Source organism: Pseudomonas sp. 18058, assembly GCF_902706155.1.
GTDB lineage: Bacteria > Pseudomonadota > Gammaproteobacteria > Pseudomonadales > Pseudomonadaceae > Aquipseudomonas > Aquipseudomonas rustica.
On the sequence record NZ_CACSJY010000093.1, the window covers coordinates 1 to 14,223 of the forward strand.

Genomic DNA, 14,223 nt, shown 5'->3' on the forward strand with positions numbered 1-14,223 from the left:
CTGCGGCACGCTGCGATCTTTTGATTTTGACCTTTAAGATCAAAAGATCGCAGCGTGCCGCAGCTCCTACAGGATTCGGGTAAACCCGCTGAAGGTCAGGGTTTCAGGGGTTTTGAGGCGATGGCTTTTTCGATCGCGGCGATGAATTCCGGATCATCCGGTTTGGTCAGGCTAGAGAAGTTGGCGATGACCTTACCCTGCCGATCAACCACGTATTTATAGAAATTCCACTTCGGCGCGCTGCTCTGCGCGGCCAGCACCTGGAACATATGCGTAGCGTCATCGCCACGGACTTTCTGCGGTTCGGTCATGGCGAACGTCACGCCGTAGTTGGCGTAGCAAACCTTGGCGGTCTCTGCGCTGTCCTTGGACTCCTGTTTGAAGTCGTTGGAGGGCACGCCGAGCATTTCCAGCCCTTGCCCTTCATAGCGTTTGTGCAGCGCCTCAAGGCCTTCGAACTGCGGCGCGAAACCGCAGAAACTGGCGGTGTTGACCACCACCAGCGGTTTGTCTGCGTATTGTTTGCACAGATCGATGGAATCCTTGGCGCGCAATTTGGGCAGCGAGCCTTGCAGTAATTCGGGACAGTCAGCGGCCTGGGCCACGCCAGTCAACGCCATCAGCAACGCGGGAACAGCACACCAGCGCATCAGCATGTCGTACATCCTTGAGAAGTCGTCAGACTTCGACGTTACTCGCCACGCCTGCTTCTAGCAAATACTCATACCCAGTTGCATCAACGCCAGACCGCCCTGATGCCAGCCCCACCACACCAGCGCCAGCAATGCGGCGACGAGTGCGGCAAAAAGGAGTCGTGGCCAGAATCGGCTCATGCGGCGCCTGCTGCGGCTTGCAAGCGGGCCACCGGACGCTCGCGCACCGGCCAGTTCAGTGCGGCCGCCAACAGACTCAACAGAATCGCCACTTGCCAGATCAAGTCATAACTCCCGGTTCGGTCGTACACCACCCCGCCCAGCCAGCCGCCAAGGAACGATCCGAGCTGATGAAACAGGAACACGATGCCGCCGAGCATGGACAGATTACGCACACCAAACAAGGTCGCCACCGTACCGTTGGTCAACGGCACCGTCGACAGCCACAAGAAGCCCATCGCCATGCCGAACAGATACGCCGAGGTGGTCGTCACCGGCAGCCACAGAAACAGCGCGATCACCACCGCGCGCAACAGATACAGCACCGTGAGCAAACGCGGTTTCGACATGCGCCCGCCGAGCCAGCCTGCGGTGTAAGTGCCGAAGATATTGAACAGCCCGATCAGCGCCAACACCGTAGTACCGACGCTGGCCGGCAGATGCTGATCGACCAGATACGCCGGCAGATGCACGCCGATAAACACCACCTGAAAACCACAGACGAAAAAACCAAACGCCAACAGCCAGAAACCCGAATGCGAACAGGCTTCACGCAAGGCTTCGGACAGCGTTTGCTCATGGCCGAGCACCGGCAGCGGTTTGTCCTTGAGCATGCTCACCAGCGGCACAATCAGCGCCACCAGCAGGCCCAACACCAGCAGCGCCGCCGACCAACCGAGCCAGCCGATCAGGCCGAGGGTACCGGGCAACATCGCGAACTGGCCGAACGAACCGGCAGCACTGGCGATGCCCATGCCCATGCTGCGTTTCTCCGGCGGCACTGCACGACCGACGACGCCAAGGATGACCGAGAACGAGGTGCCGGACAGGCCGATGCCGATCAGCAAACCAGCACTCAGCGACAGCGTCACCGCCGAATCCGACAAGCCCATGCAGATCAGGCCCACGGCGTAGAGCACGCCGCCGACCAGCACCACTTTCGCCGCGCCGAAACGGTCAGCCAGCGCGCCGGTAAATGGCTGCGCCAGTCCCCAGATCAGGTTCTGCAAAGCGATGGCGAAGGCGAACACCTCGCGGCCCCAGCCAAACTGCGCGCTCATCGGCGACAGAAACAGACCGAAGCCGTGCCGCACGCCCAATGACAACGCAAGAATCAGCGCACTGCCGACCAACACCCAACCGCACGTACGCCACATCGATGTCATTATTATTCTCCAGTCGCGGGTATATACCCGCTTGAGATCGGAAAAACCGGCCGTTACGCCAGTTCATCCAGCAATTTGAGCAAGGTTTCACGCTTCTCGGCACCCAGTCGATCGATCAATCGCTGCTGCGCCGCCTCCCAAGCCGGCAGTGCATCTGCCAGACGTTGCGCACCGATTTCCGTGAGCCGGACGATGCGGTTACGCATGTCTTCGCCCTCGGCCAGCGCCACCAGGCCTTCACCTTCGAGCACGCGCAGATTGCGCCCGAGGGTGCTGCGATCCAGCCCCATGGCTTCGGCGAGTTCCGAGATGCTCGGTTGATCGAGACGTTGCAGGTTACACAGCAAAGAATACTGCGCAACGTTGATCCCGAAGCCGTCGAGAGCGCCGTCGTAATGCCTGCTGACGCCACGCGCGGCGCGACGCAGGTTGGTGCACAAACACTGAGAGGTAAGCATGATGCGTGTATATACCCGCGACTGTGTTAAATCAAGTTACAGATGAGTTTACCCAAGAATATTCGGTGTCTGTCAGACCGCCTTCGCGAGCAAGCCCGCTCCCACAGGGAATCGCATTCCAAAATGTGGGAGCGGGCTTGCTCGCGAAAGGGCCGGCGCAGCCAATACAAAACTGTCAGGCTAACGCCAATCCAACCAACACCACCATCTCCAACAACTCCAACAACGCCCCCGCCGTATCGCCCGTCGTCCCGCCCAACCGCCGCATCATCACCCGTCGCAGCCAGACAAACACCCCGACAGAAATCACCACCGCAACAACGGCGCTGAACCCGGCAAACAGCACACAGACCAACGCACTGAAGCCCAGCACCCACGACCCGGCCCGACGCGGCAAATGATCCGCCAATGCCTGCCCCAACCCACCCGCACGCACATACGGCGTGGTCAGAAACAACCCCAGCAACGCCGCCCGCCCAAGCACCGGTACGATGATCAACACCAGCCCATGCCCTTGCTCGATCAACGCCAGCAACGCGGCAAACTTGAGCAACAACACCAGCACCAGCGTGACCACGGCAATCGGCCCGCTGCGCGGATCTTTCATGATCGTCAGCGTGCGCTCGCGATCACCAAACCCACCGAGCCAGGCATCAGCGCTATCCGCCAGACCATCAAGGTGCAGCCCACCACTGAGCAACACCCACACCGTCAGCAGCAACGCCGCATGCAGCAACAACGGCGCCCCCGCCAATGCCAGATTCAGCGCCCACAGGATCACACCAAACAACAATCCCACCAGCGGATAAAACAGCAGCGAACGCCCAAGCTGTTCCGGCTCAGGCATCCCCGGCAGACGAATCGGCAGACTGCTGAGAAATTGCAGGGCGATCCACAGCGGCAACATGTCAGTGACCTTCCTTGAGTAAACCGTCGGCCTCGACCGTCAGCGCAAACAATGCGCCGTGCCCTACTTCAACATTGAGCAATTGCTCACGCGGCAAACCTCGCGCCTGCGCCAACAATAAACGCATGACGCCACCGTGGCTGATCAGCAAAATCCGCTCACCGGCATATGCGCTGTGCAGCCGAGCCACTGCCGCCAACACCCGCGTGGAAAAGTCGCTGACCGGTTCACCCTTTGGTGGCGTGAATGAATAGGGATCAGCCCAAAACAGGCCCAACGCATCAGCATCCGTCTCCATCAGCGCTGCCGCACTCTGCCCTTCCCACGCGCCAAAATGCAGCTCCTGCAGATCCTTGTCGAGTTGCACCGGCAGATTCAACTGCTCACCCAGCTCCGCCGCGAACCGCGCGCAACGCTGCAACGGCGAGCTGACCAAACGATCCCAAGGCCCGCCCTCGATCACCGCCGCACGCATCTGCGTCCAGCCTTTTTCGGTCAGCGCATCATCAAGACTGCCGCGCAAGCCGCCACCCAATTCGGTTTCACCGTGACGCAGCAGATCGAGGCGCAAGGTCATGCCGGGCGATCCGCCACCGCCGCTTCGGCGAACGTCGCCATCTGCCCGTGCAGATCGCAGGCCAGACGCAACAGGGGCACCGCCAGCGCTGCGCCACTGCCTTCGCCCAGACGCAAACCGAGTTCCAGCAACGGCTCGGCGCCGAGGGTTTCCAGCACATGACGATGGCCTGGTTCAGCACCGCGATGACCGAACAGTAGCCACTCTCGACACGCCGGATTCAGGCGTACCGCGACCAGCGCCGCGACCGTGCAGATAAAGCCGTCGACCAGCACCGCAACGCCCTCCTGCGCGCAGGCCAGATACGCGCCGACCAGCGCCGCGATTTCGAAACCGCCAAGATTGAACAGCGTCTGCAACGCATCTCCGCGCTGGGCTGCGTGCAACGCCAGTGCGCGCTCGATCACTTGGGCTTTATGGCTGACACCTTCGGCATTAAGCCCGGTGCCGGGGCCCGTCAGGTGCACCACCGGGCAATCGAGCAAAGCACAGGCCAGCGCGCTGGCGGCCGTGGTGTTGCCGATGCCCATTTCGCCGCCGATGAACAACTGCGCGCCGGCCGCTTGCGCTCGCAGCACGCTGTCACGACCGGCCTGCAACGCGAGTTCGCCTTGGGCCTGAGTCATCGCTGCGCCCTGAACGAAATTCGCTGTGCCCGCACCGATATTCAAGTGACGCACACCCGCCAGGACCAGCGCGGGATTAACGGTGCCCAGATCGACCACTTCCAGCTGCGCACCAAGCTGACGCGCCAACACGCTGATCGCCGCGCCGCCGCTGACGAAGTTGAGCAGCATCTGCCCGGTGACTTCCTGCGGGAACGCCGAAACACCTTCAGCCACCACGCCGTGGTCGCCGGCAAAAATCGCGATCCAGATTTGCTCCAGCGTCGGTTTGACCTGGCCTTGCAGACCGGCGAGTTGCACCGCCACCGCTTCCAGTTGCCCCAGCGAACCGGCCGGTTTGGTCAGTTGCTGTTGGCGCGCGGCGGCTTGCTCAACGATATCGACGTTCACCGGTTTGCACGGGTTCAGCCACCAGGTTTGGGTCATAGCGCAGATCCTTTCAGAGTCAGGGGCAGGCCGGCGACGGTCAGGACAACACGCTGACAGCGCTCAGCCAGAGCTTGATGCAGCCAACCGGCTTCATCGACGTAGCGGCGAGTCAATTCGCCCAGCGGCACGACACCCATTCCGGTCTCGTTGCTGACAAAAATGATTTCACCCGGCAGCGTGGCCAGGCAGTTGAGCAAGGCTTCGCGTTCGGCGGCGAGGCGTTCGGCGTCGTCGAGCATGAGCAGATTGGTCAGCCACAGGGTCAGGCAATCGACCAGCAGGCAACGCTCGGCGCGGGCGGATTCGCGCAGGACGCGGGCCAGTTCCAGGGGCTCTTCGATGAGCGCCCATTCGGCTGGGCGACGGGCGCGGTGGTGGGCAACGCGATCGTTCATCTCACCATCGAGCGGTTGGCTGGTGGCGATGTAGGTGACCGCAAGATTACTTTCGCTGGCGAGTTTTTCCGCCAGACGGCTTTTGCCGGAGCGGGCGCCGCCGAGGATCAGTTGGAGCATGGAGGCATCCTGAATTTTATGTGCTGGGGCGGCTGACGCTTTCGCGAGCAAGCCCGCTCCCACAGGGTTCAAGGGTGTTCACAAAATAGGCTGCCGGCATCAAAACCTGTGGGAGCGGGCTTGCTCGCGAATAGGCCGGCACAGACAACTCAAATCCCACAGAGACGACGCAACAGATCGGTATCCAAATGCTTCTCCACCAAATCCGCCAAGCGCTCGATATCGCGTTCGCGCAAGCCGTGGTAATCCACTTCCTGCACATCGCTCAACCCGGCCCAACGCAGCAACGCCGCACTCGCCGCCGGTGATTCGAACAAGCCATGCAGATACGTGCCAAACACCTGCCCATCAACGCTCTGCGCACCGTCGCAACGACCATCATCCAGATGCACCGCGGCATTCTCCAGCGCCGCCCCGGTCGTCACGCCAGCATGAATTTCATAACCACTGACTTCGGCATCTTCCAACGCCAATCGCCCACGCACATTGCGCAATTGCTTCTCGGCTTCAAGCGTCGTTGCAAACGCCAGCAAAGCCAGACCGGCACTCGAACCGGGCGCGCCTTCGAGACCGAGCGGATCATGCACCTGCTCACCGAGCATCTGCAGGCCGCCACAAATCCCCAGCACTTTGCCGCCGTAGCGCAAGTGCCGATTGATCGCCGTGTCCCAGCCATTGGCGCGCAAATACGCCAGATCGCTGCGCACGCTTTTCGAGCCCGGCAGGATGATCAGATCGGCCGCAGGAATCGCCTGCCCTGGCCCGACAAATTGCAGATCGACCTGCGGGTGCAAACGCAGCGGATCAAAATCGGTGTGGTTGCTGATGCGCGGCAGCACCGGCACCAGCACTTTCAGCACTTGCTCAGCCTTGTCGGTCTGGCGCTGATCGATGCCGTCCTCGGCTTCCAGATGCAGATCCATCACGTACGGCAACACGCCCACCACCGGTTTGCCGGTGCGCTCTTCCAGCCAATCAAGGCCCGGTTGCAGCAAGGCGATGTCGCCGCGAAAACGGTTGATGATGAAGCCTTTGACCCGCGCCTGTTCGCTCGGCGAGAGCAACTCCAGCGTGCCGACCAGATGGGCGAAAACCCCGCCACGATTGATGTCGGCAATCAGCAGCACCGGGCAATCCACCGCCTCGGCGAAACCCATGTTGGCAATGTCGCCGGCACGCAGATTGATCTCGGCCGGCGAGCCCGCGCCCTCAACCATCACCAGTGGATACGCGGCGCTGAGTCGCTCGTGAGAAGCCAAAACTGCTTTCATCGCGATGGCTTTGTAGTCGTGATAGGCCACCGCGTTCATCGACGTCACCGCGCGACCATGGATGATCACTTGCGCGCCGGTGTCGCTGTTCGGTTTGAGCAGCACCGGGTTCATGTCGGTGTGCGGTTCGAGGAACGCCGCTTGCGCCTGCACCGCTTGCGCACGACCGATCTCGCCACCGTCCGCCGTCACGGCGCTGTTGAGCGCCATGTTCTGCGGTTTGAACGGCACAACCGCGACGCCTTGACGCGTCGCCCAGCGGCACAGCGCCGTCACCAGTGTGCTTTTACCGGCGTCGGAAGTGGTGCCCTGCACCATCAGGGTGGTCATGGTTTGTCCTTGGTAAAAGCGATGAAAGCCTGTTCGAGACGCGCTTCTTCGGCCGCATCCGCAGGCAAGCCGAAACGCAGGCTGCTGTTGTGCGTGAAGAGGCGCAGAAGAATGCCGCGTCGGGCCATGAATTCGTATAACGCTTGCGCTTGATCAGTGATCAGCCACTGAAACAACGCGCAGCCGCCCTGCGGTTTGAAGCCGTAGCGTTCGAGCAGCGTCGCCAGCCGTTCGCTCGCTTCATCGCTGCGAATCCGTTGGCGTTTGTGATTTTCAGTGTCTTGCAGACAGGCTTGACCGAGCACCCGCGTCGGCCCGCTGACGACCCACGGGCCGACCTGTTCGGCAAGCAACCGAAGCAATTTGCGCTCAGCCAATACGAAGCCCAAACGCACACCGGCCAAGCCGAAAAACTTGCCAAACGAACGCAACACGATCAGTCCGACCTGATGCGCGTGCGCCGCCAGGCTCAACTGCGGCGTGTTGTCCATGAACGCTTCATCGACCACCAGCCAGCCGCCGCGCTGCGCGAGTCGCGCATGCCAGTCGAGCAACTTCGCCGGAGTCAGGCTCAGGCCGGTTGGATTGTTCGGATTGACCACCACCAGCACGTCGAGGTTGTCCAGATAGAACTCGACTTCCTGCTCCTGCACTTCGCGCACGATGTAACCGTTGCGGCGCCACGCTTCAGCGTGTTCGGCATAGCACGGCGACAGCACGCCGACCTTGCCGGCGCGACGCAAACGCGGCAGCAACTGGATGGCCATCTGCGAACCGGCCACCGGCAGTACCTGGTTTGCTCCGTAGTAATCGCACGCCGCTTGTTCCAGACCGTCATCGGTTTCCGGCAAACGGGCCCAGGCACGCAAGGGGATTTCCGGGATCGGAAATGGCCACGGCGCGAGACCGCTGGACAGGTCGAGCCAGTCACCCTCGGCGATACCGTAATCGAGTGCAGCCTTGCGCAGCCGGCCACCGTGCTCAAGCATAGAATTCAGCCCCCACGCAGAGAATCAGCAACCATAACCATACCCCGCGCTGCACCAATTGCCAGCCACGGTCGATGGAATCGGCGTCGGCGCGAGCGCCTTCGCCCAGTTGCGGACGCTCGTGCAGTTCGCCGTGGTAAATCGCCGGGCCGCCCAGTTCCACACCGAGCGCACCTGCGCCTGCAGCCATTACCGGGCCGGCGTTGGGGCTGTCCCACTTCGGCGCCTGTGTGCGCCAGCACTTCAAGGCGAGTCGGGTTTTGCCGAGCACTGCGTAGGTCAATGCCACCAGACGCGCAGGAAAGTAGTTCAACACGTCGTCGATTTTTGCCGCCGCCCAGCCGAAACGTTCGAAACGTTCGTTGCGATAACCCCACATCGCGTCGAGCGTGTTGCTCAAGCGATAGAGCACCACGCCGGGCGCACCGGCCACGACAAACCAGAACAGCGCGGCGAACACCGCGTCGCTGCCGTTTTCCAACACCGACTCAGTGGCGGCACGGGCGACCGCAGTGCTATCAAGTTCATCGGTCTGCCGGCTGACCAGATAGCCGACACGCTTGCGTGCTTCGTCCAGATCATCCGCACGCAACGCCGCAGCGACCGGGGCGACATGCTCGCCGAGGCTGCGCATGCCGAGGGCGCAATACAGCGCGAGAATCTCGACGATCCAACCGACATAAGGCGCCCAGGAAAACGCCGTCGCCAGCAGTGTCAGCGGCAGCACGGCGATCACCCACGCGGTGACGCCATGACTGCGCCAGCCGCGCCCTTCACCGTTGAAACGTTGCTCGATGCGCCCGGCGAAATCGCCGAACGCCACCAGAGGATGCCAGCGTTTCGGTTCACCGAGCAGCGCATCCAGCGCAACCGCGGCGACACTCAACAACGCCACACTCATTGACTCACTCCCCAATAATTTTCATACAGCAACTCATTCAGCGGCCGCGCCTGCGCCCACCCTTCGAGTACCAGCATCGGCGCCGGATAGAATTCCTTGACCGGGCCCAGACACAAAACCGCCAGCGGCTTGGCGCCTGCCGGCAGTTTCAACAACTCCGCCAGCGCTTGCGGTTCGAACAGCGAGACCCAGCCCATGCCCAAACCCTCGGCGCGCGAGGCAAGCCACAGATTCTGAATCGCGCAGGACAACGAAGCCATGTCCATTTCCGGCAGCGTGCGGCGACCGAAGATGTGTTTTTCGCGATCATCCATCAGCGCCGCGACCAACACTTCGGCGCAGTCGTTGATGCCTTCGACTTTGAGCTTCATGAACTCGTCGCTGCGCTCGCCGAGGGCTTCGGCGGTGCGGATGCGTTCTTCTTCGACGAGGTGCTGAATTTGGCTGCGCAGGGTTCGGTCGCTGATGCGGATGAAGCGCCAGGGCTGCATCAGGCCGACGCTTGGGGCCTGGTGGGCGGCTTCCAGAAGTCGGCGTAGCAGATCAGGTTCGACGGTGCCGCCGGTGAAATGGCGCATGTCGCGGCGTTCGGCGATGGCTCGGTAAACCGCCTCACGCTCGGCTTCGGAGAATGCGTTGTCGGTCATGGCCTCTTCGCGAGCAAGCTCGCTCCCACATTGGACGGGGTGCTTGCTCAAGAAACGCGATCCCCTGGGGGAGCGGGCTTGCTCGCGAAGGCGGCCTCACGATCTGGCACAAACAATGCGGCAATCGCAGTCGGATTCGACGGAAAATAAAAGTGTACATAGGAAGCCGTCATCCGCCCCTCTCGATAAACCGTCTCAGCCCCACGCCCACCATTGGGGCTCAACCCCCGGGCAATCGGCGTCAGTTCAGTCGTGGTCAACGAGTGATGATACGTGTGCCCACGCAACGAGCCTTCCGGCAGATCGACCGCTTGCAACGCCAACGCCGCCAGACGTTTCTGCATCACTGCGTCGCCCTTCAGCAACCCGACCAGCTCAGCGCGAGTGCCTTCGACGTCAGTCAACGAATCGAGCAAATACAACATCCCGCCACACTCAGCGAGCAACGGTTTCCCAGCCGCATGATGCGCACGGATCGCCGCAACCATCGCGGTGTTCTGCGACAGTGCGACGTGATGCAATTCCGGATAACCACCGGGCAAATACAGACTGTCCGCCTCAGGCAATTGCGTATCGCGAATCGGCGAGAAGAAGCTCAACTCGGCGCCCATCGCACGTAACAGATCCAGACTCGCGCCATAAGTGAAGGCAAACGCCTCATCTCGCGCGACGGCAATGCGCACATTTTTCAGCAACGGCTCGACAGCAATTACATCAGGCGCGGCAAATTCCACGGCCGGTGGCAGCGCTACCTCGCAACTGCTGGCGAGCGCTTCGGCGGCGGCGTCGAGACGCACATCAAGGTCATTCAATTCACTGGCCTGCACCAAACCAAGATGCCGGCTCGGCAGTTCGATACCGGTCTCGCGCGACAACGCGCCGTACCAACGCAAACCTTCAGTGAGACTGCCTTCGAGCAACTGCGCATGGCGCAAGGTGCCGACACGATTAGCCAACACGCCAGCAAACGGCAGATCCGGCTGATACTTGGCCAAGCCCAGCGCCAGCGCACCAAAGGTCTGCGCCATCGCTGTGCCGTCGATCACGCCGAGCACCGGCACACCAAAATGCCGCGCCAAATCAGCGCTGGACGGCGTACCGTCGAACAGACCCATCACGCCTTCGATCAAAATCAGATCCGCCTCGGCGGCGGCTTCCCACAACAGCCGACGACTTTCCTGCTCGCCGACCATCCACATATCAAGCTGATACACCGGCGCACCGCTGGCGCGCTCGAGGATCATCGGGTCGAGAAAGTCAGGGCCGCATTTGAACACGCGCACCTTGCGCCCCTGATTGCGATGCAAACGGGCGAGCGCGGCGGTGACGGTGGTCTTGCCCTGACCGGAGGCCGGCGCGGCGATGAGTACCGCCGGGCAGTGACGTGGTTGATTCAAAGTTCGACGCCTTTCTGCGCTTTGATGCCGGCCTGGAAGGCGTGTTTGAGCATGCCCATTTCGGTGACCGTGTCGCCCATTTCGATCATTTCCGGCTTGGCCGCACGACCGGTGACAATCACGTGCTGCATCGGCGGACGCGCCTGCAGATCGCTGAGCACCTGATCGAGATCGAGGTAGCCGTGTTTGAGGGCGATGTTCAGTTCATCAAGCACCACCAGACCGATCGACGGATCGCGCAGCAGTTCTCGGGACACGGCCCACGCAGCTTCGGCGGCGGCGATGTCGCGCTGACGATCCTGGGTTTCCCAGGTGAAGCCCTCGCCCATCACGTGGAAGCGCACTTGTTCGGGGAAGCGGCGGAAAAACAATTCTTCGCCGGTGCTGTTGCGGCCCTTGATGAACTGCACCACGCCGCACTGCATGCCGTGGCCCATGGCGCGGGCGAGCATGCCGAACGCCGAGCTGCTTTTGCCTTTGCCATTGCCGGTCAGCACCAGCACCAGGCCGCACTCGTCGGGGGAGTTGGCGATGCGTTCGTCGATCACGGCTTTTTTGCGCTGCATACGCGCCAGATGGCGTTCGTCGCGCTCGGGGGAATCAGTCATGGGGGAGCTCTCCGTTGAGGCTGGATAACGGCGGGCAGGCACAAGAATAGACGGCAAAAAGCCTGGCATCGCCCACCGTGATGCCGCTGGATGGATCAGGCCGGTCTCCGGGCTCATGAGCGGCATTGGCCTGGCTGCGCGCCTTCCCGCTTCTGTCGAGGCAGTGGCTCATGGCGCAGCTTTTACTCATTTACCGTTGCGGGGGCAGCGCCGGGATCGTGATCATTCTTCGCTTGAAGACAACCCTCACCGGCTTCCCTGTTTCACTCTGTCGACGCGGGTCACAGAGCACCTGAAACAAGCCGCGAAGGTTAGAGGGTTGGGGGTGGAGCGTCAATTAAAGAGGGGGCTGACGGACGATTATCTGCCGTTGATCAATTATCGGGCAGCAATCTTGTGCAAGGCTGTTACAAATGATATCAAAGAGCCATGCTTTTTGATAAAAGCAACTCACAAGAATAAGGATGATGACGATGCAAGGCATGATCATCAGCAACCCGCGCCTGGAATTCCTGCGCCCGATGCTTGAACGCTGGTTTGACTGTATCGACCGCTACAACGCGGTGCGCGGCGACAGTGACACGCCGTACTGGCATGACGAGAAAGCCAATCTCGGCGTGCTGACCGCGGCGGCGTGGATGGCCGAACTGGTCACCCTCAACGACACCGCGACACGCAAGCAGAACGAAGACGGCGAGCGCAATGCCCGCGCCGATCTGTTCATCGCAGGGCCAGAAGACCGCGCTTACCTTCAGGCCACGCAGCGCTGGCCGCGAGTGAACAACCTCAATCTGACTCAGGCACTTCTCGACATCACTAGCGATGCCAAACGCATCAGCTTCGCCAGCGATCTCAAGCTCGGCTGCCTGTTCGTCGCCCCGCAAAAAGCCCAGCAGAGTGCCAGCCCCGAAGAACTGCAGGACATGGTCGACGACTTGCAAAAGGAACATACCTGCGCGGTCGCTTGGTATTTCCCCTACGCCTACCGCAAATTGCGCAGCGAGGCCGGCAACTATCACCCCGGCATCGCCGTGCTGTTCAAAGAGGCTCGCGGCTGAGGTTGAACCATCGGGCTTGCGCCCTCCTCTATGATTAAGAACGCATTCATAGGGAAGATCAGTCATGCGCAAGCCCCAGCTCGTTTTTGTCATCGCTCTGGCCGGAGGGCTCGCCGCGTGTGGTGAAACCTCCAGCCTGCAAGTCTCCGACGGCACCGGCCCTTCGCCGAAACTGCCCGAACCGAACAAAACCCTGATCCCCACCGTGAACATCGCCCCGGCGATTGGCTGGCCCGAAGGTGGCAAACCGACAGCGGCGGCGGGTACGCAAGTCGCAGCGTTTGCCGAAGGTCTCGATCATCCGCGCTGGATGTACGTGCTGCCCAACGGCGATGTGCTGGTGGCAGAAACCAACGCCCCGCCGAAACCGGACGACAGCAAAGGCATCAAAGGCTGGGTGATGAAGAAAGTCATGGGCAAGGCCGGCGCCGGCGTACCGAGCCCGAATCGCATCACTTTGCTGCGCGACGCTGACCACGATGGCGTCGCCGAGACGCGCACGGTGTTTTTGCAGAACCTCAATTCGCCGTTTGGCATGACACTGGTTGGCAATGACTTGTACGTCGCTGACACCGATCGTTTGCTGCGCTTCAACTACGAGCCCGGCGCGACCGAGATCAAAACGCAGCCGATCAAAGTGACTGACTTGCCGGGCGGCACGCTCAACCATCACTGGACGAAAAATGTTATTGCCAGCAAGGACGGCAGCAAGCTGTACGTCACCGTCGGCTCGAACAGCAACGTCGGCGAAAATGGTCAGGATCAAGAAGAAGGCCGCGCGGCGATCTGGGAAGTGGATCGCGCGACCGGCAATCACCGGATCTTCGCTTCAGGCATCCGCAACCCCAATGGCCTGGCGTGGGAGCCTACCAGCGGCGCGTTGTGGACGGCGGTGAATGAGCGTGACGAGATTGGCAGCGATCTGGTGCCGGACTACATCACCTCGGTGAAGGACGGCGGTTTCTATGGCTGGCCGTTCAGTTATTACGGCCAGCATGTCGATGTTCGAGTGAATCCGCAGAATCTGGATCTGGTGGCCAAAGCCATCGCCCCGGATTACGCGGTTGGCCCGCACACGGCATCTTTGGGCCTGACCTTCGCCGAGGGCAACACCTTGCCGGCGCAATTCAAGGAAGGCGCTTTCATCGGCCAGCACGGCTCGTGGAACCGTAAACCGCACAGTGGTTATAAGGTGATCTTTGTGCCGTTTACTGGTGGCAAACCGAGTGGGACACCGGTGGATGTGTTGACCGGTTTTCTCGACAAGGATGAGAACGCGCTGGGTCGCCCGGTGGGCGTGGTGATTGATCAGCAAGGTGGATTGCTGGTGGCGGATGATGTGGGCAACAAGGTTTGGCGAGTGTCGGCCAGCAAATAATTTAGCGCCCTACACATAACAAAAGTGGGAGCGGGCTTGCTCGCGAAAGCGGTGTATCAGTCAATGATGATTTGAATGACACACCGCCTTCGCG

General features: G+C 61.3%; 16 protein-coding genes and 1 riboswitch. Of the genes, 2 read left to right on the forward strand and 14 right to left on the reverse strand.

Translation table 11 applies throughout. From position 1 onward, the window contains the following. Nucleotides 1-95: 95 nt before the first annotated feature. The 14 genes from GVL50_RS27545 to cobO form a co-directional block, all read right to left on the reverse strand. Nucleotides 96-656 (reverse strand): glutathione peroxidase, encoded by a 561-nt coding sequence (locus GVL50_RS27545; protein ID WP_053118563.1) that lies wholly within the window; start codon nt 654-656, stop codon nt 96-98. Nucleotides 657-710: 54 nt separating this feature from the next. Further along, nucleotides 711-833 (reverse strand): hypothetical protein, encoded by a 123-nt coding sequence (locus tag GVL50_RS29215; protein ID WP_256672009.1) that lies wholly within the window; start codon nt 831-833, stop codon nt 711-713. Further along, nucleotides 830-2,038, reverse strand: a complete 1,209-nt coding sequence (locus tag GVL50_RS27550) for an MFS transporter (RefSeq protein ID WP_159815735.1) — start codon at nt 2,036-2,038, stop codon at nt 830-832. The genes GVL50_RS29215 and GVL50_RS27550 overlap by 4 nt, the downstream gene beginning before the upstream one ends. Nucleotides 2,039-2,091: 53 nt before the next feature. Further along, complete coding sequence (locus GVL50_RS27555; RefSeq protein ID WP_053118559.1) at nt 2,092-2,496, reverse strand: MarR family winged helix-turn-helix transcriptional regulator; 405 nt, start codon at nt 2,494-2,496, stop codon at nt 2,092-2,094. Nucleotides 2,497-2,671: 175 nt separating this feature from the next. Then, the gene (locus GVL50_RS27560) at nt 2,672-3,403 is read right to left on the reverse strand and encodes an adenosylcobinamide-GDP ribazoletransferase (RefSeq protein WP_159815736.1); all 732 of its coding nucleotides are present in this window, start codon (nt 3,401-3,403) and stop codon (nt 2,672-2,674) included. 1 nt (nt 3,404) lies between these two features. Continuing rightward, nucleotides 3,405-3,980, reverse strand: a complete 576-nt coding sequence (cobC, locus tag GVL50_RS27565; RefSeq protein ID WP_159815737.1) for an alpha-ribazole phosphatase family protein — start codon at nt 3,978-3,980, stop codon at nt 3,405-3,407. Further along, nucleotides 3,977-5,032: a nicotinate-nucleotide--dimethylbenzimidazole phosphoribosyltransferase gene (gene cobT, locus GVL50_RS27570; protein ID WP_159815738.1), complete on the reverse strand. Its 1,056-nt coding sequence runs from the start codon at nt 5,030-5,032 to the stop codon at nt 3,977-3,979. The genes cobC and cobT overlap by 4 nt, the downstream gene beginning before the upstream one ends. Continuing rightward, nucleotides 5,029-5,550, reverse strand: coding sequence for a bifunctional adenosylcobinamide kinase/adenosylcobinamide-phosphate guanylyltransferase (gene cobU, locus GVL50_RS27575; protein WP_159815739.1), 522 nt, complete (start codon nt 5,548-5,550; stop codon nt 5,029-5,031). The genes cobT and cobU overlap by 4 nt, the downstream gene beginning before the upstream one ends. 149 nt (nt 5,551-5,699) lie before the next feature. Next, nucleotides 5,700-7,151, reverse strand: a complete 1,452-nt coding sequence (locus GVL50_RS27580) for a cobyric acid synthase (protein ID WP_159815740.1) — start codon at nt 7,149-7,151, stop codon at nt 5,700-5,702. Then, entirely contained in the window at nt 7,148-8,140 is a 993-nt protein-coding gene (cobD, locus tag GVL50_RS27585) for a threonine-phosphate decarboxylase CobD (protein WP_159815741.1), read from the reverse strand. The genes GVL50_RS27580 and cobD overlap by 4 nt, the downstream gene beginning before the upstream one ends. After that, nucleotides 8,133-9,041, reverse strand: coding sequence for an adenosylcobinamide-phosphate synthase CbiB (gene cbiB, locus GVL50_RS27590; protein ID WP_159815742.1), 909 nt, complete (start codon nt 9,039-9,041; stop codon nt 8,133-8,135). Before cbiB ends, cobD begins: the two co-directional genes overlap by 8 nt. Beyond that, on the reverse strand, nt 9,038-9,688 hold the full coding sequence (gene bluB / locus GVL50_RS27595) for a 5,6-dimethylbenzimidazole synthase (protein ID WP_159815743.1): 651 nt from the start codon (nt 9,686-9,688) through the stop codon (nt 9,038-9,040). Before bluB ends, cbiB begins: the two co-directional genes overlap by 4 nt. Nucleotides 9,689-9,735: 47 nt before the next feature. After that, complete coding sequence (locus tag GVL50_RS27600) at nt 9,736-11,085, reverse strand: cobyrinate a,c-diamide synthase (RefSeq protein WP_159815744.1); 1,350 nt, start codon at nt 11,083-11,085, stop codon at nt 9,736-9,738. Next, nucleotides 11,082-11,693: a cob(I)yrinic acid a,c-diamide adenosyltransferase gene (gene cobO / locus GVL50_RS27605; protein WP_003223053.1), complete on the reverse strand. Its 612-nt coding sequence runs from the start codon at nt 11,691-11,693 to the stop codon at nt 11,082-11,084. Before cobO ends, GVL50_RS27600 begins: the two co-directional genes overlap by 4 nt. A gap of 80 nt (nt 11,694-11,773) precedes the next feature. After that, nucleotides 11,774-12,004: riboswitch (cobalamin riboswitch) on the reverse strand. A 162-nt stretch (nt 12,005-12,166) separates the two neighbouring features. On the opposite strand from cobO, the gene GVL50_RS27610 reads away from it, so the two are divergent. Continuing rightward, nucleotides 12,167-12,751 carry a hypothetical protein gene (locus tag GVL50_RS27610; RefSeq protein ID WP_053118540.1) on the forward strand — a complete coding sequence of 195 codons (585 nt, stop codon included), beginning with the start codon at nt 12,167-12,169 and terminating at the stop codon, nt 12,749-12,751. Nucleotides 12,752-12,815: 64 nt separating this feature from the next. Continuing rightward, nucleotides 12,816-14,129, forward strand: a complete 1,314-nt coding sequence (locus tag GVL50_RS27615) for a sorbosone dehydrogenase family protein (RefSeq protein WP_159815745.1) — start codon at nt 12,816-12,818, stop codon at nt 14,127-14,129. Nucleotides 14,130-14,223: the final 94 nt, after the last annotated feature.